The sequence below is a fragment of the Bacillus sp. 1A genome, from assembly GCF_052682215.1.
In genome coordinates, this window is sequence record NZ_JBQYLZ010000001.1 from 3,119,351 (window position 1) to 3,140,887 (window position 21,537).

The 21,537-nt window shown below is 34.4% G+C and carries 19 protein-coding genes and 3 pseudogenes; 18 read left to right on the forward strand and 4 right to left on the reverse strand.

Annotated elements, in window-relative coordinates; translation table 11 throughout:
* Nucleotides 1-26 precede the first annotated feature (26 nt).
* Entirely contained in the window at nucleotides 27-317 is a 291-nt protein-coding gene (locus ACUN0F_RS15835) for a DUF3784 domain-containing protein (RefSeq protein ID WP_016118360.1), read from the reverse strand.
* Nucleotides 318-513: 196 nt separating this feature from the next.
* On the opposite strand from ACUN0F_RS15835, the gene bla2 reads away from it, so the two are divergent.
* The 9 genes and pseudogenes from bla2 (at nucleotide 514) to ACUN0F_RS15880 (ending at nucleotide 9,152) form a co-directional block, all read left to right on the forward strand.
* Nucleotides 514-1,287, forward strand: coding sequence for a BcII family subclass B1 metallo-beta-lactamase (bla2, locus tag ACUN0F_RS15840; RefSeq protein WP_088122730.1), 774 nt, complete (start codon nucleotides 514-516; stop codon nucleotides 1,285-1,287).
* A 692-nt stretch (nucleotides 1,288-1,979) separates the two neighbouring features.
* Nucleotides 1,980-3,266: a hydroxylamine reductase gene (gene hcp, locus ACUN0F_RS15845; protein ID WP_060487806.1), complete on the forward strand. Its 1,287-nt coding sequence runs from the start codon at nucleotides 1,980-1,982 to the stop codon at nucleotides 3,264-3,266.
* Nucleotides 3,267-3,957: 691 nt separating this feature from the next.
* Nucleotides 3,958-5,265 carry a condensation domain-containing protein gene (locus ACUN0F_RS15850; protein WP_445539669.1) on the forward strand — a complete coding sequence of 436 codons (1,308 nt, stop codon included), beginning with the start codon at nucleotides 3,958-3,960 and terminating at the stop codon, nucleotides 5,263-5,265.
* 305 nt (nucleotides 5,266-5,570) lie between these two features.
* Nucleotides 5,571-5,693: pseudogene (locus ACUN0F_RS15855) on the forward strand (GNAT family N-acetyltransferase); the annotation flags it as partial.
* Nucleotides 5,694-6,078: 385 nt separating this feature from the next.
* Nucleotides 6,079-6,399 carry a PadR family transcriptional regulator gene (locus ACUN0F_RS15860; protein ID WP_000429486.1) on the forward strand — a complete coding sequence of 107 codons (321 nt, stop codon included), beginning with the start codon at nucleotides 6,079-6,081 and terminating at the stop codon, nucleotides 6,397-6,399.
* Nucleotides 6,400-6,474: 75 nt separating this feature from the next.
* Entirely contained in the window at nucleotides 6,475-6,816 is a 342-nt protein-coding gene (locus ACUN0F_RS15865) for a DUF1048 domain-containing protein (protein WP_000891990.1), read from the forward strand.
* Nucleotides 6,817-6,971: 155 nt separating this feature from the next.
* Entirely contained in the window at nucleotides 6,972-7,733 is a 762-nt protein-coding gene (locus ACUN0F_RS15870; protein ID WP_264460955.1) for an ABC transporter ATP-binding protein, read from the forward strand.
* A complete protein-coding gene (locus tag ACUN0F_RS15875) occupies nucleotides 7,734-8,483 on the forward strand; it encodes an ABC transporter permease (protein ID WP_000837803.1) in 750 nt (249 codons plus the stop codon). It begins immediately after the preceding gene.
* Between the two features lie 290 nt (nucleotides 8,484-8,773).
* Nucleotides 8,774-9,152, forward strand: a pseudogene (locus ACUN0F_RS15880) (DUF805 domain-containing protein).
* 188 nt (nucleotides 9,153-9,340) lie between these two features.
* On the opposite strand, the gene ACUN0F_RS15885 reads toward ACUN0F_RS15880, so the two are convergent.
* Complete coding sequence (locus tag ACUN0F_RS15885; RefSeq protein ID WP_445539670.1) at nucleotides 9,341-10,303, reverse strand: helix-turn-helix transcriptional regulator; 963 nt, start codon at nucleotides 10,301-10,303, stop codon at nucleotides 9,341-9,343.
* Between the two features lie 110 nt (nucleotides 10,304-10,413).
* On the opposite strand from ACUN0F_RS15885, the gene ACUN0F_RS15890 reads away from it, so the two are divergent.
* The 8 genes from ACUN0F_RS15890 to ACUN0F_RS15925 all read left to right on the forward strand — a co-directional run bounded on the left by ACUN0F_RS15890 (nucleotide 10,414) and on the right by ACUN0F_RS15925 (nucleotide 19,392).
* Nucleotides 10,414-10,893 carry a GyrI-like domain-containing protein gene (locus tag ACUN0F_RS15890; protein ID WP_215561854.1) on the forward strand — a complete coding sequence of 160 codons (480 nt, stop codon included), beginning with the start codon at nucleotides 10,414-10,416 and terminating at the stop codon, nucleotides 10,891-10,893.
* Nucleotides 10,894-10,970: 77 nt separating this feature from the next.
* Nucleotides 10,971-11,555 carry a LysE family translocator gene (locus ACUN0F_RS15895; protein WP_445540822.1) on the forward strand — a complete coding sequence of 195 codons (585 nt, stop codon included), beginning with the start codon at nucleotides 10,971-10,973 and terminating at the stop codon, nucleotides 11,553-11,555.
* 259 nt (nucleotides 11,556-11,814) lie between these two features.
* Nucleotides 11,815-11,952 carry a hypothetical protein gene (locus ACUN0F_RS15900; RefSeq protein ID WP_176520797.1) on the forward strand — a complete coding sequence of 46 codons (138 nt, stop codon included), beginning with the start codon at nucleotides 11,815-11,817 and terminating at the stop codon, nucleotides 11,950-11,952.
* Between the two features lie 163 nt (nucleotides 11,953-12,115).
* Nucleotides 12,116-12,838 carry an RNA polymerase sigma factor SigI gene (sigI, locus tag ACUN0F_RS15905; RefSeq protein WP_445539671.1) on the forward strand — a complete coding sequence of 241 codons (723 nt, stop codon included), beginning with the start codon at nucleotides 12,116-12,118 and terminating at the stop codon, nucleotides 12,836-12,838.
* Nucleotides 12,828-14,165 carry an anti-sigma factor domain-containing protein gene (locus ACUN0F_RS15910; protein ID WP_445539672.1) on the forward strand — a complete coding sequence of 446 codons (1,338 nt, stop codon included), beginning with the start codon at nucleotides 12,828-12,830 and terminating at the stop codon, nucleotides 14,163-14,165. Before sigI ends, ACUN0F_RS15910 begins: the two co-directional genes overlap by 11 nt.
* A gap of 153 nt (nucleotides 14,166-14,318) precedes the next feature.
* Nucleotides 14,319-17,666 carry a glycosyltransferase gene (locus tag ACUN0F_RS15915; RefSeq protein WP_445540823.1) on the forward strand — a complete coding sequence of 1,116 codons (3,348 nt, stop codon included), beginning with the start codon at nucleotides 14,319-14,321 and terminating at the stop codon, nucleotides 17,664-17,666.
* A gap of 239 nt (nucleotides 17,667-17,905) precedes the next feature.
* On the forward strand, nucleotides 17,906-18,172 hold the full coding sequence (locus ACUN0F_RS15920; RefSeq protein WP_445539673.1) for an ArsR/SmtB family transcription factor: 267 nt from the start codon (nucleotides 17,906-17,908) through the stop codon (nucleotides 18,170-18,172).
* A 536-nt stretch (nucleotides 18,173-18,708) separates the two neighbouring features.
* Entirely contained in the window at nucleotides 18,709-19,392 is a 684-nt protein-coding gene (locus ACUN0F_RS15925) for a hypothetical protein (RefSeq protein ID WP_445539674.1), read from the forward strand.
* A gap of 13 nt (nucleotides 19,393-19,405) precedes the next feature.
* Here ACUN0F_RS15925 and ACUN0F_RS15930 read toward each other — a convergent pair.
* Nucleotides 19,406-19,639: pseudogene (locus ACUN0F_RS15930) on the reverse strand (FAD-binding monooxygenase); the annotation flags it as partial.
* A gap of 901 nt (nucleotides 19,640-20,540) precedes the next feature.
* Nucleotides 20,541-20,864, reverse strand: a complete 324-nt coding sequence (locus tag ACUN0F_RS15935) for a winged helix-turn-helix transcriptional regulator (RefSeq protein ID WP_137053070.1) — start codon at nucleotides 20,862-20,864, stop codon at nucleotides 20,541-20,543.
* 124 nt (nucleotides 20,865-20,988) lie between these two features.
* Here ACUN0F_RS15935 and ACUN0F_RS15940 point away from each other — a divergent pair, with 124 nt between their 5' ends.
* A complete protein-coding gene (locus ACUN0F_RS15940) occupies nucleotides 20,989-21,522 on the forward strand; it encodes an NAD(P)H-dependent oxidoreductase (protein ID WP_445539675.1) in 534 nt (177 codons plus the stop codon).
* The last annotated feature ends 15 nt before the right edge of the window (nucleotides 21,523-21,537 follow it).

The following is a 21,537-nucleotide window of genomic DNA, read 5'->3' on the forward strand; positions in this document are numbered from 1 at the left end:
AGATCATCCGATTGGATGGTCTTTTTTCATTGCACCATGCGTGTATTTACATAAGCAGCGATTATAACGTGGCCAATTATAATGATAGGAAATAAGATTTTGACATTAGGGGTAGTGAAGACACTACCAATTGTGGCAATAGCACCGGCAGTTAAATTATAAAGACCAACTATTTTTGATAACTTACCTTTATCTGGCACACGGCGTTCGTTGAATCCTGATAAGAGCCAAGTGTATTGTTTAACTCCGATGAAATAGGCTAGTGCAAATGAAATAATTGCTAGTATGAATAATGATGGGGAAGCGAAGAGAGTCACTGAAAACACCTCCGTTAAAGGGTTATAAATAAATTATAGTATGAATGTTAACGTTTAACAAAATTAAAGCGCACAAAATTTTGTGCACTTTTTATTAATGGTATGAAAAGTATGTAAGAAAAGATGGAACAAATATTTGAGAGGAATTGTCTATTATAGGTAATAACTATTTCGTTTGAAAGAAAGGGTGGAGAAAATGAAAAAGGATACATTATTAAAATTAGGGGTATGTGTTAGTTTGCTAGGAACAACTCAATTTGTTAGTACAGTTTCTTCTGTGAAAGCGGAACAAAAGCTAGAGCAAAAAGTAATAAAAAATGAGACAGGAACTATTTCAATTTCTCAGTTAAACAAAAATGTATGGGTTCATACGGAGTTAGGTTATTTTAACGGAGAAGCAGTTCCTTCGAACGGTCTAGTTCTTACTACTTCAAAAGGCTTAGTACTTGTCGATTCTTCTTGGGATGATAAGTTAACGAAGGAATTAATAGAGATGGTAGAAAAGAAATTTAAGCAGCGCGTAACGGATGTCATTATTACACATGCGCATGCTGATCGAATTGGCGGAATAAAAACGTTGAAAGAAAGAGGCATTAAAGCGCATAGTACGGCATTAACTGCGGAATTAGCAAAGAAAAATGGATATGAAGAGCCACTTGGAGATTTACAAACAATTACGAAATTAAAGTTTGAAAATATGAAAGTAGAAACGTTTTATCCAGGGAAAGGACATACAGAAGATAATATCGTTGTATGGTTACCGCAATATAACATTTTAGCTGGAGGTTGTTTAGTGAAATCTGCGGAAGCTAAAAATTTAGGGAATGTCGCTGATGCCTATGTAAATGAATGGTCTACATCGATTGAAAATGTGCTGAAGCGATATGGGAACATAAATGCAGTAGTGCCTGGTCATGGAGAAGTAGGGGACAGAGGGTTACTTTTACATACATTGGATTTGTTGAAATAAGAAATTATGGGAATATAAAAGCGAGGAGAAACAATTTTCTCCTCGCTTTCTTCTAGCTATATTTAAATGCGAAGCTATCAATTATGCCTGCATACGTTACTGAGATTTTAATTCCAAGTATACAAATACCAGTACCGTCATAATTGCTATAACAACGTAAGTAATATCGAGCATTATAAGTGTTTTTAAAGTTTCAGTCATCCTAATTCACCCCTGGTATGAAAATATAACATAATCTCTTATCAATCAGATCAGAGATTATAAAGATAACAATGTACATGAAATTTCTTAAGTAGATTCTATATAAATATATCATATAAAAAATGTAAACATTGTAAAGATAGTGTAAATATATTGTAAAAAAAGTGATTTTTCATAAAATCCTTAATCAAAAAATTGATAGTTCTTCAAAATGAAAAAACGCTATTCTTTCTGTTGAATGATAAAAAGAAAGAATAGCGTTTTTGTATGTCTATTTCTGTTTTCTTAAGAGATTCAGCAATAGTCTAGATATTTGAAAACTTGAACAACAGGATTATGTAATGGTTTTTTTTGTACCAATAAAAATATTATGTAAACAATATAAATTGTCACAAATTTATACATATTATTGTGATTGATATCACATCACTTTTTTTCAATGGGTATTATGCTTAAGGTGTAATGAATGATTGGGAGAGGGTGGGATGATAATGTTTTGTTATCAATGTGAACAAACACCAACAGGTGGATGTAAAGTGATAGGTGTTTGCGGTAAAAATGAAACAATTGCAAGTTTACAAGATACGATTGTGTTTGGGCTAAAAGGAATTGCAGCTTATCGTACGCATGCTGCTCAGCTAGGGTATACTGATGCATTTGTAGATGCTACAACGCAAGAAGCACTGTATATGACATTAACAAATTCTAACTTTAATGAACAAGAACATATTGATATGGCTATGAAAGTAGGGAAATCGGCTTTACGAGTAATGGAGTTGTTAGATGAGGCGCATACGAATCACTTTGGTGTTCCAGAGCCTGTTCAAATTACACAAAACCACGTAGAAGGTAAGGCAATTGTAGTTACGGGCCATAATTTATTTGCATTAGAAGAACTATTAAAGCAGACAGAAGGAAAAGACATTAATATTTATACACATTCTGAAATGTTACCAGCACACGGTTATCCGCAGCTGAAAAAATATAAGCATTTAAAAGGAAACATCGGTAAGGCATGGTATGATCAACGACGTCTTTTCGAAAAATTTACAGGTGCCATATTAGCGACAACGAATTGTGTTATGCCAATTAAAGGATCATACTCTGATCGATTCTTTTCATATGATATTGCAGGTTTACAGGGTGTACAAAAAATTGAAAATGATGATTTTGCACCATTGATTCAAAAAGCGCTAGAACTCCCAGAAGTACATATGGAGTCAGATGAACAGTTAGTAACAGGTTTCCATCATAATACAGTATTATCATTAGCTCCGGAAATTATTGAGGCAGTAAAAGAAGGGAAGATTAAGCGTTTCTTTGTCATCGCAGGTTGTGATGCACCAGGGAAAGGCGGAGAATATTATCGTGAATTAGCAACGTCACTTCCGCCAGAAACGGTTATTTTAACGACTTCTTGCGGGAAATTCCGCTTTAATGATGTAGATTATGGTGTTGTGCCTGGTACGGAGATTCCTCGATACATCGACTTAGGGCAATGCAATAATTCCATTTCTACAGTGAAAATAGCAGCTGCTTTAGCTGATGCTTTCCAATGTGAAGTGAATGAATTGCCAGTAAGTATTGTCCTATCATGGTTTGAACAAAAAGCGGTTGCTATTTTACTTGGGCTATTTAGTCTTGGAATTCAAGATATTCGCATCGGTCCAAAGGCGCCTGAATTTATTTCACCTGGTGTGCTTGATGTATTACAAGAAACATTCGGTTTAAAACTAATTACAACTGCAGCAGAAGATATGGATATGATGTTATCGTAACGAAAAAATGTTTTTATTTAATTATGGCTGTATAAATCATTTGTATGTGCGTGAGTAAACGTACATACAAATGATTTATCTTATTAATAAAAGGAAGCTGCTATATCTATAAAATTTATGATTTTATAAGGCTTTTAAAGGGTCCCACCACATGCCCATCAACTTAAGATTTGTAAGTATTCACAAAATGAAATTTCCACATGAATATATATAATTTCACCTCTTTTTCATTTGAATTGAAAATATTGAACAAAGCCCAACTCATTTTGATTACACTTTTCAACATGTAGGGCTTTTTTTACTGTAACTAAAAGTTGGGGTACAGACGCATACCCACCAACCTTGTATTATAAAGTAATCTCTGAACGTATTATATTATTGTTTTTTCTTGACAGACATAAAAATGATTTATTTACCTTGTTGATAATTAGTAAACGATATTATAAAATGTTTATGTATACGTAAACTTAATTTATTTACGTTTGGTTTTATTGGATGTGTAGGAAATGTTAATGACAATAAAATGATGGGTATATCACCTGCAAAAAGAGTGGAACTAATACGGAAAGGATGCGTTTGTTAAAAAATTAAAAAAGTAAGCATTGTTAGCTCTTGAAGAAAAATGAATAAAAAAGTTACAAGCATATGGAGAATAGGTGTATATAAAAAATTCCTAAAGGGGGACGGAATTATGAAACAAAGAAAGTATTTGGTAACACCTCAAGATCGAATGAATTATGTATTAGGTCTTTATTCTGCAGATCAACAAATTAATGCAGTTCTTTATTTTCCTATAGGTATATCAAAGGAAATACTTGAAGAATCAGTAAGGATAACGTTGCAATTGCAGCCAGTTTTGAACAGCCGGTTTGTAGAAAATGATATTCCTTACTGGGAGGAACATTCATCTGGCACTAAATCACCCATTTTCTTTTTTGCAGAAGGAAATAATCAAGAACTTGAAATAATGGCAATGGATTTTATTAAGAAACCTGGTGATCGTATTCATGGGCCTATGGTTCAAACAAAATTATTACGAGGCACTACAATAGATATGTTAGTTGTGAAATTATCTCATCTATGTTCAGATGGTACAGGAGTCAAGGAATATATTAATTTACTTGGAACAATTTATACTCAACTTTCCTTGGGACGATCTAAGAATCAAATTATAAAGGAATTTGGTGAGGAAAATGAGAGTTTTCGAGATCAATCACATGTATTCAAATATGCTGGAATATCAGACATAAAAAGTGCGTATCGTCCTAACCAAGAACAACAGGCATCGTTATGGTCTTTTCCATCTAAACCTAATAAAAATAAATTCCCCCAAATGTCCGTACGACGGTTGAGCCATGAGCAAACTCTACGTCTAACCCAATGGGCAAAAGGACAACAGGCTACCTTGAATGATGTAATCATGGCTGCATACTTCCGAGCTTTATCACATTTCACTGTGTATGCAGAACCTCGCACCGCAGAAAAAATGATTGGTTTGACAATTGATTTACGTCGATATCTGCCTAATAATACAACTGGTGCTATTTGCAACTTATCTGGTATGGAAATGCCAGTGATTAAAATGGAAGACGATGAAACATTTAATCAGACTCTTGTTCGAGTTAAACAATCAATGGATAAAATAAAGTCTCAAAACCCAGGTCTTTCTTCAGCAGCAGGAATGGAGCTACTGGCAGAAATGAAGCTATCTACAGTGAAGGAAATGTATAATCAGCAATTCGAACGGGCTGTACAGATGGGGATGGCGTTGCCATTACTGACAAATTTGGGAGTGATCGCTGATGAACCGATTCAGTTTGGTGAAAATCAAGCTGAGGACGGGTATATGACATCACCTATTATGTATGCACCATTCTTTTCAATGGGAGCAAGCTCTTATAATGGAAGACTTACATTTACGATTGGTTATCACGCGCCGGATACATCAAAAGAAAAGGTAGAAGAATTTTTAGATAGTGTTGTGAATCAACTATCATAAATAAAAGAGAATACAGCGTAAAAATTTCTAATGTGGATGGTATTTTAGAGGCTCGTCTCATGTACGGCTAATCTTTGATCGCACCTATCTTTATGTTTTATATTTATAGAAAATCGTAGTGAGAAACAAAATGTATCGGTATAAAAGCACTAAAGAAGAGCTGATTTAAACTACACTTTGAATCAGCTCTTTTTATTATTTTTTTGAAATGTTTCATACATATTACTCATAATAGGAGTGATATGTATGCTCATCAACCCAAGATTTTAATATATCCTCAAAATCAAAATTTTATATTTCTACAGTTGCGAAATGAGAGGGAATTGCCAAACGGTTATGTAAGAGCTGCGGTTGTATACAGTATTATTGCAAGTGAATGGCTGATTATAAAAGAACAACTATTACAAAAACTAGCCGTATATAAATGAGGAAATAAGGTCAAATATATAAAACCGAGATACTCCCATCTTTTCGGTTTGAGGGCAACTCAGTTTTGGTAGCTTGATGGCGATGGGGTAGCAGCCTCTACAACAAAAAATGTACATATTTTTGTTATAGAGGTTTCTTTAGCTGACTAGTTATATGAATAATTCATTATAAAAAAGTAGCCTGTATCCGATTGGGATATAGCGGATTTTAAATTTTTTTGAAAATAAAGTTGACATTCTCTCTACTCAGTCATACAATGTAGTTGTAATAAGTAATACTGAATAGCGTGATTTTACTCAAAAGCTATTCAGTAAAAATTCGCCTTAGTACTCTGTGATACTGAATATAAGTCAGACAGAATAGGGGGTAAAGGAGGATCAGGACATGGAAAATTTAACTGAAATGCTGAAAGGTTCACTGGAAGGGTGTGTGCTGGAAATCATTAGTCGCCGTGAAACGTATGGCTATGAGATTACCCGCCACCTGAATGATCTTGGGTTTACCGAAGTCGTAGAAGGGACGGTTTATACTATCCTCGTACGATTAGAAAAGAAAAAGCTTGTGAATATTGAAAAGAAACCATCAGATATGGGACCGCCTCGTAAGTTTTATTCATTAAATGAGGATGGCCGTCAGGAGCTTGAATTGTTTTGGAAAAAATGGGATTTTGTATCTTCAAAAATTAACGTCTTGAAGTCAAACTAGCCTCATAATATAAAATGTTCCGGCTCATATTTGGAGAGTTTCTAGTTCTGCTTTATAAAAAAGGAGGAAAATAAGATGTTAGAAATGTTTAAAAAATTAATTGGTGATAAAAAAGAGTACAAAATGATGATGGCACGTGTTGGAGCACTGCCAGAGGACTATCAGTTTGTGTTTAAGAAAATTCAAAACTACATGTGGAATTTCTCAGCGGGTAATGGAATGGATATGTTGCACATACAGTATGAGTTAATCGATTTGTTTGAAGCAGGTGCAGCGGAAGGCAGACAAGTGCTTGATATTACTGGGGAGGACGTGGCATCCTTTGCTGACGAACTAGTGGCAAACGCTAAAACGTATGTCTCCAAGTATCGTGAAGATTTGAATGAAAGTATTATGAAGAAATTGAGAAAAAAATAAATGCAATTAGTAATACCGACTGATTAGCTGGTTACAAATGTGAATTGCCGCCATCGCTATTCAGTTATATTTTTAAACCAGTACTAAGTAATACAGATTATCAGTGATACTAAATAGAGGGTGTATGTAATCTAATTTTATAAGGGGGAAAAAGTATGAGCAATGCAGCGATTTCTATAAAAGGGTTAAAAAAATCTTTTAAAGATAAAGAAGTCTTAAAGGGAGTGAATTTTGAGGCGCAGCGTGGTGAAATTTTCGCGCTGCTAGGCTCAAATGGAGCTGGAAAGACGACAACGGTCAATATCCTTTCGACGTTAATGAAACAAGATGATGGTGAAGTGAGTATTTGCGGTTTTGACGTCCAGCGACAACCAGATCATGTTCGTCAAAGCATCAGTTTGACAGGACAGTTCGCAGCTTTAGACGGCATGCTTACTGGAAGGGAAAACTTGATAATGATCGCTAAGTTACGTGGTGTTTCCAATCCCGCACAAGTTGCTGATAATCTACTTGCAAGATTTAGCCTGACTGATGCGGCCAACCAGAGGGCAGACCAGTATTCAGGTGGGATGAAGCGCCGACTTGATATCGCGATGAGTTTGATTGGGGCGCCAGCAGTTATTTTTCTAGACGAACCAACGACTGGACTTGATCCGGAAGCGCGGATCGAAGTGTGGGATACAGTCAAGGAACTTGCCGGCAGCGGCACAACGATCTTACTTACGACTCAGTACTTGGAGGAAGCAGAACAACTGGCGGACCGTATCGCTATTTTGCATGGCGGAAAAATTATTACGACAGGTACTCTTACTGAACTGAAAGAGATGTTCCCGCCAGCAAAAGTAGAGTATATCGAGAAGCAGCCGACGTTGGAAGAAATTTTCCTTGCGATTATCGGTAAAAAGGAGGAGATGTAAATGAAAAGCAAAACAGGGGTATTACTAGGGCGCTTAATGCGTAATATTATGCGTAGTCCGGATACAATTATTACAGTAGCGATTACACCGATTATGATGATGCTATTATTTGTTTACGTATTTGGCGGGGCTATAAAGACAGGAACGGATAACTACGTTAATTATTTATTGCCGGGAATTTTGTTAATGGCTATCGCATCCGGTGTAGCTTATACTTCTGTACGATTATTTACGGATGTAAAGAGTGGGCTGATGGCACGTTTCATTACGATGCCTATTAAGCGCTCATCAATATTGTGGGCTCACGTTTTAACTTCTCTTGTTGCTAATGTACTTACTATCGTGGTGGTTATTCTTGTTGCGCTCTTAATGGGCTTTCGTTCTAGTGCAAATATGCTAGATTGGCTTGCGGTAGCGGGAATACTGGGGATGTTTACGTTAGCGCTCACATGGCTAGCTATCATTCCAGGGCTGAAAGCGAAGTCTATGGAAGGGGCGACAGCTTACTCGTACCCGCTAATTTTTCTCCCATTTATTAGTTCGGCCTTCGTACCTACTGAAACGATGCCTAAAATTGTTCGTGCGTTCGCTGAGAATCAGCCTGTAACTTCAATCGTGAATGCGATTCGCGCCCTATTATATGAAGGGACTGTTGGCAACGATATTTGGACTGCACTCGCTTGGTGCGTGGGTATCATGATCATCTCTTACTTTTTCGCTAGCAAAGCATTTAAACGTCAGTTAGGGTAAGTGAATTAAGTCATCCGAAATCATATATATTTTTGAAAAAGCACGGGGAGATTTTCCGTGCTTTAATACTACATTCATACTTCGCTTAATTGTAGTAGTTTTAAAGTAAATAGGAGAATAATGAATCGAATACACGTGCCTTGAAATATGGTATGTAATCCTTAACTAAAATAACTTACAAATAAACAGAATATTCTATGTAAATATAGAGGTTATAGTTGTGGTATGTTATATTTATACTTATAATGTATAACCTGATTGTTTAGGGGATGGAAAAGGGAGAGGTTCAAATGAGATGGTATTTATATGCTCTCAAAAACTATGCGAAATTTAGTGGGAGAGCAACGAGAAAAGAGAAAAGAGTACTGGATTTTTACTTTAGTTAATAAGGCTACGTTTTGGTCATTAATATATTTTGCTTCATATTCTCCGTCGGTCTTCTATTTAAGAGCCAATATTACTTTGCTATATATAGCAATTTTTATCGTTCCTACTCTGGCAGTGGAAGCTCGTCGATTACATGATAGTGGAAAAACAGGATGGTGGCAGCTATTAAATTTGGTGCCATTTGGAGGAGCGGTTCTACTTGTGTTTTGTATCATTGAAAGTGATGAAGGCGAGAATAAGTATGGACCAAATCCACATTCAAATCTTAAACAAGCAATTTAATGTATGTGTAGTAAACTCTAATATAAAAAGGTGTGAACTAAAAGCTAGTTCATACCTTTTTTGTTGTATTATTCCTAGAAGCTTCGTTCAGCATTGATAGCAAATACATGGTTTTCCCTAGGAATTTAAAAATATGGACAACTGGTAACGAATAAACCTCAATATTTTGAGGTTTAACCGATCACTGCTTATGGAGAATATAAACATAACCGCTCTTGTAAATCGTTTAATATTTCTTCAGGCATTTCCCTGATTGTAATATCCTTCCCTAGGAAAAGCACCCAATTTATTATTTCCATCACTTCATCGGAATTGTTAACATTGATAAATGTTTTTAAAATGGCTGTGGATTGGTAAGGATTTGTATAAGATATTGAAATTTTGAAAGGGTGGTATTTTTTGAACTGGGCAATTGCTTTTGGACCAAGTTCAAGTACAAGATTAATTGCTTCATCCTTCTTACTTAGTTTTTCTAAAATCTTTTTCTTATTTAGCTTTTTTTTCGTCGTGTATGGTTCGATATTGATGAGATGATCCACAGGAAACATCCTCTTCTTTTCTTCTTTTAAGTCAAACCCTTCAATGATCCATTGGCTTTTTTCTTGATACAGGTGTAATAGATAAATGGAATAAGACTTGATTTCTTTCTCTTCTTTGATGGTAATCAATAAATGGCTATCCAAAAGAAGCATTTGAATGAGTTTTTCTAACAAAGGGTGGGGGAGGTCAGAAAGTTCAAGTAAATCAGGATTATGAGGGTTAGTCCCTTCAAACAGCAAGAGTTGATTTAAAAGAACAATATCATCTTGCTGGGTTTCAGAGATAAGTCCTAACAGTTTTTCAGCTAAAGATTGCCGACTTTTTAGATAGGGAAGTTGTTGATTTCTTGTAGCCATAAAAGCAATAAAAAGAGCTTTCACTTCGTTATCAGTAAAGCGAACAACGGGCAGGATAGAATTATGCATGACAAAATATCCACCAGTTCTCCCAACTTCAGCGACAAGTGGCATGCCCATAGCTTCAATTTCTCTAATGTCTCTAATAGCTGTCGATCGTGATACGTTAAATTCTCGTATGATTTCAGTAATTGTAAAGTGGGAGCGATTGTTGATATACCGCATAATTGTATTAATCCGTTCAACTTTTTTCATTGGATTCTCCTAAACAGTATCATTTTTTGACATGATTTAAAGATATTATAAACTCATCAGATGAAAAGATAAATCATTTGATTCATTTAAAAAAAAGGAAGGTTTTGAATATGAAAAATTATACGATTGAAGAAAAAGATAGCTTTATTGTGTTAGGAATTGGAACTGAAATTAAGAGCGAATATACAAACTTTGTTGGAATAAATAAAGAAAAGGAAGACTTTTGGTCAGCTGTTAAAGAAGATGGAAGGCTGGATACTTTAAAAGCTTTAGCTACAAACGAATACATTTTTTCTGTGAGCGAAGCGGTGAATAACAAGATGATGTATTATGCTGGTGTCATGACAGAAGCAAAAATAGAAGAAGAATCTAGAGTGATCCAGTTTCCGAAGGGAGAATACTTAGTAGTGAAAGGGGAAGACAAAACGGCTGAAGAGCTAAGTAATAAACTGACTGGCATCGCCTTCGGTCAAGCTTTACGAGAAGCAACAGATTTTGCTTATGTTGGTGGACCGAATACAACAGTTGAGATGGGGCAGAGAGACGGTTTAGTATTTGGTGAAATGTGGATTCCAGTTGTTAGGAAGTAAAGTGATAAAAGGTACGAATATGGAATGTGGAGGCTAACAATCTTGAATTGTTAGCTTTTGCAATTGTTTCACTTAGCATGGTTTGTTCACCGGGGTCTAATATGATTTACCTCATTTCTCGTTCCATTATGCAAGGGCGTATGGCAGGATTTATTTCTCTCTTGGGTATTATGTTTGGATTTGTAATTTATATAATCGCAACAATGTTCGGACTGACAGTTGTATTCCTTGCAGTACCCGCTGTCTACGAAGCAGTCAAGTGGGCAGGTACTGCTTACTTGCTTTGGCTTGCCTGGAATTCGATAAAACCGGGTGCTACATCTATTATGGAACCTCGTACTATTTCTAATGAGTCACCACGGAAATTATTTCTAATGGGACTTATGACTAACCTTCTAAATCCAAAGATTGCTATTTTGTATGTGTCACTGTTACCTCAATTTGAAGATCCTGAGAAGGGATCGTTGCTTATACAAGGTGCAGTTTTAGGCCTTACGAAAATCACTGTTAGTTTTATAGTCAACCTTCTAATTGTGTTTACAGCAAGTAAAATTGCTACATGGTTTGGCACACGCCCAACGTGGCTACGAGTGCAACGTTGGCTTATGGCAAGTGTCTTAACGGGTTTTGCTGTACGTCTTGCTTTTGAACGTCGACAGTAGGATTATCTTTAACATTTTGACGATCTTATTGAAATGATTCAAGTTAGTTATAAAAATTAATAAAAGAAAACCATCAATTTGATTAATTTTTTAAAATTGATGGTTTTTATTTTTGAAACAAATATTTATTTTATAGAAAATATTTTTAGACCCCCATAAATTTTGTTGTTCCTTCGAATATGTATAGTGCAGAAAGCAAATGGAAGTAAAAGTACACATCGGATACAGCATTGAAGTATTTATAAAATTGTTAGATTAAATGAGGAAGCCGAAAGAAAAGGCTGAAATTACCAGCAATATAGAGAAGAGTTATTTAAAGATTGCAGATAAAATAGAAAAAGAGCAAGCAAAACAATATAAGAAATTAAATGAAAATGCAGACTTAGCTTTTGTATAAATAGAACAGAATAATCATTAAGAAAACGGTGAGAAAAGTCAATCTCGAAAAATATGAGCAACAGCAAGAAGACAAACCGAAAGAAAAGTACTAACAAAATGTGGTTGAAAGGTCACTTGTTTAGTGACCATTTTGCTATGTGAAGGAGGCTGGGAGATTACAAGTGTTGAGTTTAGTAATGAAGATCTTAAAAAAACCAAAAATAGAAGATATCGTATGTAACATACAAAACAACGGAGAAGATAAGGAAGCTTTTATCGTACAGTATCAGCCGTTTATTAGAAAATCAATCTCGTCTGTCTGCCGTAGATATATTACAGAACAGGATGATGAATATAGTATTGGATTGTTTGCGTTTAATGAAGCAATTGAACAATATTCATATAAAAAAGGGAAATCTTTTCTAGCGTTTGCTGATCTTCTTATAAAAAGAGATGTAATTGACTATATACGCAAGGAGTCTAAGCATAACCGTGTCTTTTTAAAAGAAGATGAGCAAGAGGAAATGTTAGAAATGCAAGTATCGCTTACGGAGTATATGAAAGAAATAGAAAATAGTAATCGTAAGGAAGAAATTCTTCATTTTCAAAGTGTGTTAGCTGAGTTTAAAATCACATTTTCAGAGCTTGCTAAAGAATCTCCTAAGCATCGTGATACGCGTGAGCACCTAATAGAAATTGTGAAGATTATTATAAAAGAAGAGGAAATGATGGAAGAGCTGTTCCGAAAGAAAAAATTACCGCTTAAACATATTGAACCACGTGTTAGAGTAAGTCGTAAAACGTTGGAGCGACATAGAAAATATATCATTGCAATGTGTATTATCTTCGCAAATAACTATACATACATTCTTGATTATATAAGGGGAGGGAAGCATGTTGAATAAAGGAATTGTGATGGATATAAAAAAACATAGCGTAGTTGTTTTAACGCCAAATGGAGAGTTTATTACGTGTAATAGAAAAGGGGATTCTTGCATGATTGGAGAGGAAATCTCGTTTGAAGAACAAGAACAAAGGGCATCGCGTTTTTCAATCCCTTATTTCTTAAAGCCGGCATCATTACTTGTTGCTTGTTTTCTATGTGTGCTGTTATTTTTCTACAATCAACCGGAAGAAAAAGTATTTGCTTACGTCTCAGTGGATATAAATCCAAGTTTAGAGGTGAGCGTAACAAAAGATTTTCGTGTTATAGATTTGCAAGCTTGTAATGATGATGGAAGGCGTATTTTAAAAGAATTGAAGCAATGGGAAAACAAACAATTGCAAGACGTAATACGTACGATTATTAAGCAAAGTCAAGAGGACAAGTATTTAACGAATGATAAGCAAGTTATGCTAACGGCTGTTGCAAAGGATAAGTTGCTAGAACCACAGTTGGTAAAGGCAATGAAAGAATTAAAGAAAGAATATGAGCTAAAACATATTACAGTCGAATATCAAAATAGTACGATGCAAGTACGAGAGAATGCTAGAAAAGCTGGAATTGGGACAGGGGTTTATATAAAGCAAGAGAATGAGAAGAACAAATCGCTTACTCCACCTGCCACGCCGTCTAATCCGGTGGAAAACGAAGAAGAGGTGCAATCGCAGCAGAAGTTAGCTCCTGATTCATCACCAGATTTGTCTCCTGAAAAAGAAAAAAAATATGAGAAGCCAGAGCATAAAGAACAAAAGAAAACAGAGGAACAGCCATCGAAGCAAATAATAGAAAACAATGGAAGAGGATCTCAGCAAGAAAATAGAGGAAATCAACAAGAGAATAACGGTAGAGGATCTCAACAAGGGAATAATGGAAATCAGCAAGGAAACAATGGAAGGGGATCCCAACAAGGAAATAATGGGAATCAGCAAGGGAACAACGGTAGAGATCCACAACAAGGAAATAATGGAAATCAGCAAGGGAACAACGGTAGAGGTCCACAACAAGGAAATAATGGAAATCAGCAAGGGAATAACGGTAGAGGTCCGCAACAAAGAAATAATGGAAATCAGCAAGGGGACAATGGTAAAGATCTGCAACAAGGAAATAATGGAAACGAGCAAGGGAACAACGGTAGAGGTCCGCAACAAGGGAATAATGGAAACCAGCAAGGGGACAATGGTAGAGGATCCCAGAAAGAAAATGATGAAAATCAACAAGGGAACAATGGTAGGGGGTCTCAACAAGAAAATAGAGGTCACCAGCAAGGGAATGAAAAGAAGAATCAATAGAATATTGAGAGATTCATTTCAAAGCTAAAAGGACTTATCTCGCTATTGCGGGCAGTAAAACTCCCATCTCAAAATTTGGCTGGGAGTTGGGCTGCTTAAAGTTGCACTTTATTATTCTATAGTTCTATTAAGAAGGAGTATGTGAAAAATATAATGGAGAAAAACATTCAACAAGAGAAAGATAAAGCAAAACCTGTTTTTTATGATCCGAAAGGAAGGAGAAACATAGCTTTTATTTGGTTTCTATGTATCTCAATAGTTAGCGTAAGTATTGTATTTTATTTTTTCTTTCAAAGTATTTTTTCAACACCAGAAATTCCAAATATGAATACCGCTGTACAACAAGATAATAAACTTGTACCAATTAATCAAAAACTTAGTGATCAGCAGTTAAAGAAGGAAGAATTTAAACCAAATACCGAAATGAAGGATAACAAAAATTTGGTGAATTCGACGAACGATAGTAAACAACCTAAAGAAGTGTATGGTTTTTATGTAAACTGGGATGAAAATAGTACCGCTTCTTTAAAAGAAAATATCGATTCATTAACCACGCTAGTACCAGAGTGGTATCATTTAAAAGAAGATTTAACGATTAGAAGTGAGATAAAACCTGAGATAGTAAAGTTAGCAGAAAAAAATCAAGTGAAAATTATGCCTTTACTTACTAACTATACTGAGGAAGCTTCTGGTCCTGATAGTGGGCTAATTCATAAGTTACTGAATTCCCCAAATGATGTAAAGACAAAGTTTATAAATGATTTAGTAAAGCAAGTTGAAAAGAATCGATTTGCGGGTATTAATATTGACTTTGAGGCAGTACCTGAAAGTGATAGGGAAAACTTAACAAATTTTATGAAAGAACTTACTACGGTCTTTCATAAACATGATTTGCTCGTTACACAAGATGTTCCAGCTAATGATAAGGCTTTTGATTATAGTGCGTTAGCGAAAATAATAGATCGAATGATTGTAATGATGTACGATGAGCACTATGGAGCGGGAGAACCAGGACCAATTGCTTCAAATAAATGGTTCCAACGTACATTAAAAGAACTGAATATTCCGTCTAATAAACTTATAGTTGCTTTCGGTAACTATGGATATGATTGGGAAGTAAATAGTAAAAAACCTGCGAAGTCTTTAACTTTTTCAGAAGTTATGGCAATGGCTCATGATTCCAATATGAAAATTCAATGGGATAACATGAGTGGAAATCCTTATTTTAGATATAAAACAGGAGAGAAAGATCATACTGCTTGGTTCTTAGATAGTGTTACTCTCTATAATCAAGTGAAAATCGCAATGGACAACAATGCTAAAGGGTTTGCATTATGGAGATTAGGAGCAGAAGACCCTACAATATGGAAAGTTTTAAAAAATCCGATTGGGGTACAAAAAAATCCTGATGCATTACATAAAATTACTAGTTTAGATAAAGTGAATTATGCTGGACAAGGTGAAATTTTACAGATTGAGAATGAAAGACAAAATGGGTTGAGAGATTTTAAAATAGGAAAAGATGGTTATCTTACAGATGAAGTATATAGATCATTACCATCTACATACGAAGTGCAACGATATGGAAAACCGAATGGGAAACAAGTAGTATTAACATTTGATGATGGGCCAGACCCGAAATATACGCCAGAGATTTTAGACATACTAAAAGAGAATAAAATAAAAGCTGCTTTTTTTGTACTTGGTGAAAACGCGCAACTAAATACTAGTATTGTGAAAAGAATATACGATGAAGGGCATGAAATTGGTAATCATACTTTCAAGCATCCTAACGTCGCTGATACGTCTTTACTACGAACAAAAGTAGAACTTAATACGACGCAACGTTTAATTCAGGAAGTAACTGGACATTCTACGGTTTTATTTAGACCACCATATGAAGCCGATGCTAATCCGGATTCCTCAAATGAAATATTGCCTATTTTGCGTGCGCAAAATATGAACTATACAATGGTGGCGGAAAAAGTTGATCCTGAAGACTGGGCAACACCATCAACGAATGAATTAGTAAAGCGTGCTCTTACTCCTATTTATAAGGGAGAGGGAAATATTATTCTTCTCCATGATGCGGGAGGGAATCGTACCCATACGGTAGAAGCGCTTCCGATTATTATTAAAGAACTTAAAAAAAATGGATATAGTTTTGTAACAATTTCAGATTTAATGAGTAAAGAACGAGATGAAATTATGCCTCCTGTTTCTTCTGAGGGTGAGCAATATTTACTTTACAATAAAGCTGTCTTTTCAGGAGCGGGATACTTTAAACATATATTAACAATTATTTTTTATATTGCTATTGGATTAGGTATTTTCCGATTCTTATTCTTAATTTATTTTGCATGGAAGCAGAAAAGAAAAACGCTATCTCGTTGCACGCATTCGTCCTATCAACCTTTTGTTAGTGTTGTCATAGCGGCATATAACGAAGAAAAGGTTATAGCTAAGACGATTCGCTCAATTTTGGATAGTCATTATAAAGAATTTGAAGTTATAGTTGTGGATGACGGATCGAAAGATGATACGTCAAAAGTAATACAAGAAACATTTAATAAACACCCTAAAGTACGTTTAATCCAGAAAGAAAACGGTGGGAAATCATCAGCAATGAATTTAGGGTTTCAACACTCACGAGGAGAAATCATTGTTACGTTAGACGCGGATACAATTATTGCACAAGACGCTATTTCTTTAATGGTTAGACACTTTGAAGATCATAATGTTGCAGCAGTTTCAGGCAATGTCAAAGTAGGTAATAGACGTAACTTGTTAACTACTTGGCAACATATTGAGTATATTACCGGGTTTAATTTAGAACGTAGAGCTTTTGATGAGTTAAATTGTATTACAGTAGTTCCAGGAGCTATTGGGGCATGGCGTAAAAAGAATGTAGTTGAATCTGGATATTTAAGTGAGGATACGTTAGCAGAAGATACGGATCTTACTATTACATTTTTACGTCAAGGGTATAGAATTGTATATGAAGAAAGCGCGTATGCTTATACGGAGTCACCTGAAGATGTGAAAAGTCTCATTAAACAACGATATCGTTGGTCATATGGTACACTCCAATGTCTTTGGAAACACCGAAAAGCATTGTTTCATTCACAGCATAAAACATTAGGGTTTATTGCATTGCCTAACATGTGGTTATTCCAATATGTTTTGCAATTCATTGCTCCTTTAGCAGATATATTAATGATTATGGGGCTATTTAGTAGCAATCCACTAAAAGTTTTAGGGTTTTATTTTGTATTCTTTTTAATGGATCTATTCGCATCTTTATTTGCATTTAAATTAGAAGAAGAGAATCCGAAACCACTAGCATGGTTAATTTTACAACGCTTTATTTATCGTCAATTTATGACTTATGTTGTCATTAAATCTATATTCTCATCAATTCGAGGAGTAGCGGTAGGGTGGAATAAATTAAAGAGAATGGGGAGTGTTAAACATTCCACGGAACATAAGGAGGCATCATAAGAGGGCAGTTTACCTGCTCTCTTTTTTCAGTGGTTTTAGTAAGTAATATGTAATATAAAGCCTTCGCTTCCATAACAAAATTCCTAATCATTACTGATAGTGAGACGTTATGTTAAGACACTCCTTGAATTTCGGAAAAATTTTTTTATTTTTTTTAAAATGACGGACACAAAATCTTATATCCTTTCGAATTATATATATGGATATCAATAATATTTATATAAAAGGGGAGAAAAAATATGAAAGAAATGTATGAAGAAATCACTGAAGTATTGAAAGTATTGGCACATCCTGTCCGTTTATCATTAGTAAAAATAATGCTTGCAAAAGGCCCAATTAACGTAACGACAATGTATGAAACGTTACAAATGCCTCAAAGTACAATTAGTCAACATTTATCTAAACTAAAAGCTACGAAAGTCGTTACAGGTACTCGGAAAGGGTTAGAAATCTATTATGAAGTAACTGACAGTCGCACAAAATCAATATTAGCATGTTTAGTTTGAATGCTGACTTCTAGACGTCAAAATTAAGAAGAGGATAGGAAAGCAATTCTATGGAGAGAATTTTTAAGGTTTTTACACAAGTGAAGATCTGAAGTAAAGTCCCTTAATAATTAAAATGGTTGTTTGAATATATGGTATAAAATAGAATTTTTATACCATATTTTTTTAATACCTGTAATAAAAGGAAGAATGTTTTGGTTTCAATTTATACGCTATCTTTATAAATTTTGATTACTTTAAACGTTTGACAAACTAGCAATAGGTCTGGAGTTAAAGTAAGTCCACACAGGCTTAATTCCTAAGTGGAAAAATTAACATGCTCAATATGCAAAAAATATAACTTAAATCCTCTGCATCCCAGATTTTGCAAAATTACTTGTTACCTCATTTATTAAAAAATCAATTAAGGAACTATTGAGTGGAAATAAATTGTTCAGTTAAAGGTGCATTTTATAGAATGTAAGGAAAGGTCTCAATTTCAGTAGACACGTGGATTCGCATACTGATAGAATAAGCGAAAATATAATAAAGGTGGAATGAATTTGAGAAAAAGGTTAGGATGCTTACATGCCCATTATTCAAATATAGAATATATAGAAAAGGCACTTACCTCATTTAACATTGAATTAATCCATTTTGTTGACCCGGCATTAATGTATCAGGTTACATCCAATGAAAAGTTTCAAGAATCAGATGCTCAATTTAAAGTTAAAGAGCAAATAGAATGGATTGCTCAATGTAATGTTGATGCTATCCTTATTACTTGTACAAATTATATTGCAATTTTACATGAAGACCAACTCTCAATATCAGTGCCAATTATTAAAATTGATGTACCTTTCTTTGATTACATATGTAATATACAGCAACCACAGACAATTGTTTTTACAAATCCTGCAACTGTTGAAGGCACAGTAGAACGTCTTAAACATCATGCTAATAGCCGTCAAAAGTCTGTAGACTTAGAGGTTATTGTCATAAATAGTGTTTTTGAATTGATAATGAAAGGACTAAAAGAAGAATACAACCAAGAAATTACAAAGTTCTTAAATCAAATCATTAAAGATGAAAAGAAAGTTATCTCTGTTGCTCAATTATCTATGGTTGATGCAACTGAGCAAGTTGAGTATAAAACATCTAAGACTATTATTACGCCATTGAATACATTAGTACCTTACGTTGTTAATAAATTAAAATTAGAGAAGAAAAATCAGTTATAAACTGTTGTTTCCTTAATTCTAACAGTTTATAACTTTTCTTGTTTTGAGAAGAAATAGTGAGATTTGTATATCTTTTTCCTATCAATGGATCCTTTTCTGTATCGTGCATCGACGAATACATAACCCCTAAACCACTTACTCTTTCAGATAAATCGTGATTTATCTGAAAGAGTAAGTGTGAAAATAACTCCCTTAATTCCATTCCTGCGTTTGAAAAGTTTATCATTAATTGTTCTTGCGCTTGTACTATTGGTGTTAAAAATCCTATCGCTGTAGTTCCTTCTGGGAGTTGTAAAGGTTTTTTCACTATTCGTAGTTAGAAGGAAATGGTAGTGATTTTAACTCGACTTCAAATAATTCGCTTTCAATTTCATTAAGTGCATACATTGATACAGGATGTGGAGAGGTATTAGATAAGACTTGTGATGAAAGAAGTTCTCCTGATGATGAGTAAAATGTAACAAACACTTGTGAAAATGGAGGGACCATAATGATTACACGGTCAGTTTTTTGTAACGTATTAACCAACTCCAAAATAATATAGTTTTATAAAAATCAAAAAACAATAGATAAATATAAAGATATTATTATGGGTACTTTTCCGGTAGTGAATTAAGAAAATTAATAAACTCTTTATTTTATTGTAAATAATTTAAGAGCACACAAATATGCGTGCTCTTAGAATAGAAAGGTAGTTTTCTATGAGTAGGGAGTCCCCATATAATAAAATATGCTTGTCCAATTTAAATGTGAGAAGTTTTTTATAAAAATGCTATTTGGTAAGTCTATGTGAAAAATCACCTTGTACAGGAACTCTTTGCAAAGTATTTTGTCTGCAGTCATGATTATTAAAGTTGATGAGAGCTGTTATTCGACTAATAAAACCACATCTCAAATTGTTGACTATATGTTTAACAACTAGGATGCGGTTCAATTAATAAAAAGTGTCCGAATAAAATATAAGGTAAAAAGTATAGGATACTTTTGTTATAAAGAGTATTTATAGATGAATGTTATTGTTTTTTACTTCTGAAAGATTTTGGGTTCTAAATTACGAGTTGTTGGAGTACCTCTAATATAAAATTTCAGTAGAAATATTGAACTACTAATATGAATGTAGAAGATTTAATAAAGACGGTAATGTTCTTTTAGTCAAGTAATCTTTTCATTTGATGATCTTTTCCCCATTCACATAGTTCATCCATAATTTGCATTAAAGATTTCCCGTATTCACTTATTGTGTATTCAACCTTTGGTGGTACTTCTTGATATACAGTACGATGGATAATCCCGTCAGCTTCAAGTTGCCGAAGTTGTTGAGTTAGAACTTTTTGCGTAATGTTTGGGATTTCTCGTCGGATTTCATTTGTTCGCATTTTTCCATCCATCAAAACACATAAAATATGAACTTTCCATTTTCCGCCGATTACATCGAGCGTCGTTGCAATTGGGCAGTCTTCATTTTGATTCATATAACACCTCCACAGGTACTTTAAGGTTCCTATAGCACTTTAAAGTACGTACTTTTCAATTATATGTGACTCACTCATACTAATACGTAAAGGATTGAATAATTTAAAAAGGGGATGGAAGATAATGAGAACACTTGTAATTGTAGCACACCCTCATATTGAAAAATCAAAAATTAATAAAAGATGGATCGAAGAACTTGAGGAACATTCGGATGAAATAACGGTGCATGAATTATATAAAGCGGCACCGAATTGGGAGTTTAATATTGAGGAAGAGCAAAAGCTATTAGTAGAACATGACAGATATATATTTCAATTTCCGCTTTATTGGTACAGTTCACCACCATTATTAAAAAAATGGTTTGACGATGTATTAACATATGGATTTGCGTACGGATCAAAAGGAGATAAAGTGAAGGGGAAAGAGTTTGGTGTGGCAATTTCTATAGGTGGTTTAGAAAAGGATTATACAAATAGTGGAATTACTATGGATGAGTTAACGAAACCATTTCAAGCTACGTGCTTATATACAGACATGAAATTTATACCTTCATTTTATTTATATGGTGCCGAATATAAACTAAGTGATGAAGAGATTAATAAAAGTGCACCGGAGTATGTGAGCTATGTGATGAATAAGGAGTATTCTAATATATAAGAGGAACTAGCCATT

What these genes read in the sequence shown, in the direction of transcription:
- ACUN0F_RS15940 (WP_445539675.1), top strand. Translation starts at nt 20,989, where the DNA reads ATGAGAACACTTGTAATTGTAGCACACCCTCATATTGAAAAATCAAAA.
- ACUN0F_RS15850 (WP_445539669.1), top strand. Translation starts at nt 3,958, where the DNA reads ATGAAACAAAGAAAGTATTTGGTAACACCTCAAGATCGAATGAATTAT.
- ACUN0F_RS15885 (WP_445539670.1), bottom strand. Translation starts at nt 10,303, where the DNA reads ATGAAAAAAGTTGAACGGATTAATACAATTATGCGGTATATCAACAAT.
- ACUN0F_RS15895 (WP_445540822.1), top strand. Translation starts at nt 10,971, where the DNA reads ATGGTTTGTTCACCGGGGTCTAATATGATTTACCTCATTTCTCGTTCC.
- ACUN0F_RS15915 (WP_445540823.1), top strand. Translation starts at nt 14,319, where the DNA reads ATGGAGAAAAACATTCAACAAGAGAAAGATAAAGCAAAACCTGTTTTT.
- ACUN0F_RS15870 (WP_264460955.1), top strand. Translation starts at nt 6,972, where the DNA reads ATGAGCAATGCAGCGATTTCTATAAAAGGGTTAAAAAAATCTTTTAAA.
- ACUN0F_RS15935 (WP_137053070.1), bottom strand. Translation starts at nt 20,864, where the DNA reads ATGAATCAAAATGAAGACTGCCCAATTGCAACGACGCTCGATGTAATC.
- ACUN0F_RS15925 (WP_445539674.1), top strand. Translation starts at nt 18,709, where the DNA reads ATGAATTTGAGAAAAAGGTTAGGATGCTTACATGCCCATTATTCAAAT.
- ACUN0F_RS15900 (WP_176520797.1), top strand. Translation starts at nt 11,815, where the DNA reads ATGAGGAAGCCGAAAGAAAAGGCTGAAATTACCAGCAATATAGAGAAG.
- ACUN0F_RS15875 (WP_000837803.1), top strand. Translation starts at nt 7,734, where the DNA reads ATGAAAAGCAAAACAGGGGTATTACTAGGGCGCTTAATGCGTAATATT.
- bla2 (WP_088122730.1), top strand. Translation starts at nt 514, where the DNA reads ATGAAAAAGGATACATTATTAAAATTAGGGGTATGTGTTAGTTTGCTA.
- ACUN0F_RS15865 (WP_000891990.1), top strand. Translation starts at nt 6,475, where the DNA reads ATGTTAGAAATGTTTAAAAAATTAATTGGTGATAAAAAAGAGTACAAA.
- ACUN0F_RS15910 (WP_445539672.1), top strand. Translation starts at nt 12,828, where the DNA reads ATGTTGAATAAAGGAATTGTGATGGATATAAAAAAACATAGCGTAGTT.
- ACUN0F_RS15890 (WP_215561854.1), top strand. Translation starts at nt 10,414, where the DNA reads ATGAAAAATTATACGATTGAAGAAAAAGATAGCTTTATTGTGTTAGGA.
- hcp (WP_060487806.1), top strand. Translation starts at nt 1,980, where the DNA reads ATGTTTTGTTATCAATGTGAACAAACACCAACAGGTGGATGTAAAGTG.
- ACUN0F_RS15860 (WP_000429486.1), top strand. Translation starts at nt 6,079, where the DNA reads ATGGAAAATTTAACTGAAATGCTGAAAGGTTCACTGGAAGGGTGTGTG.
- ACUN0F_RS15920 (WP_445539673.1), top strand. Translation starts at nt 17,906, where the DNA reads ATGAAAGAAATGTATGAAGAAATCACTGAAGTATTGAAAGTATTGGCA.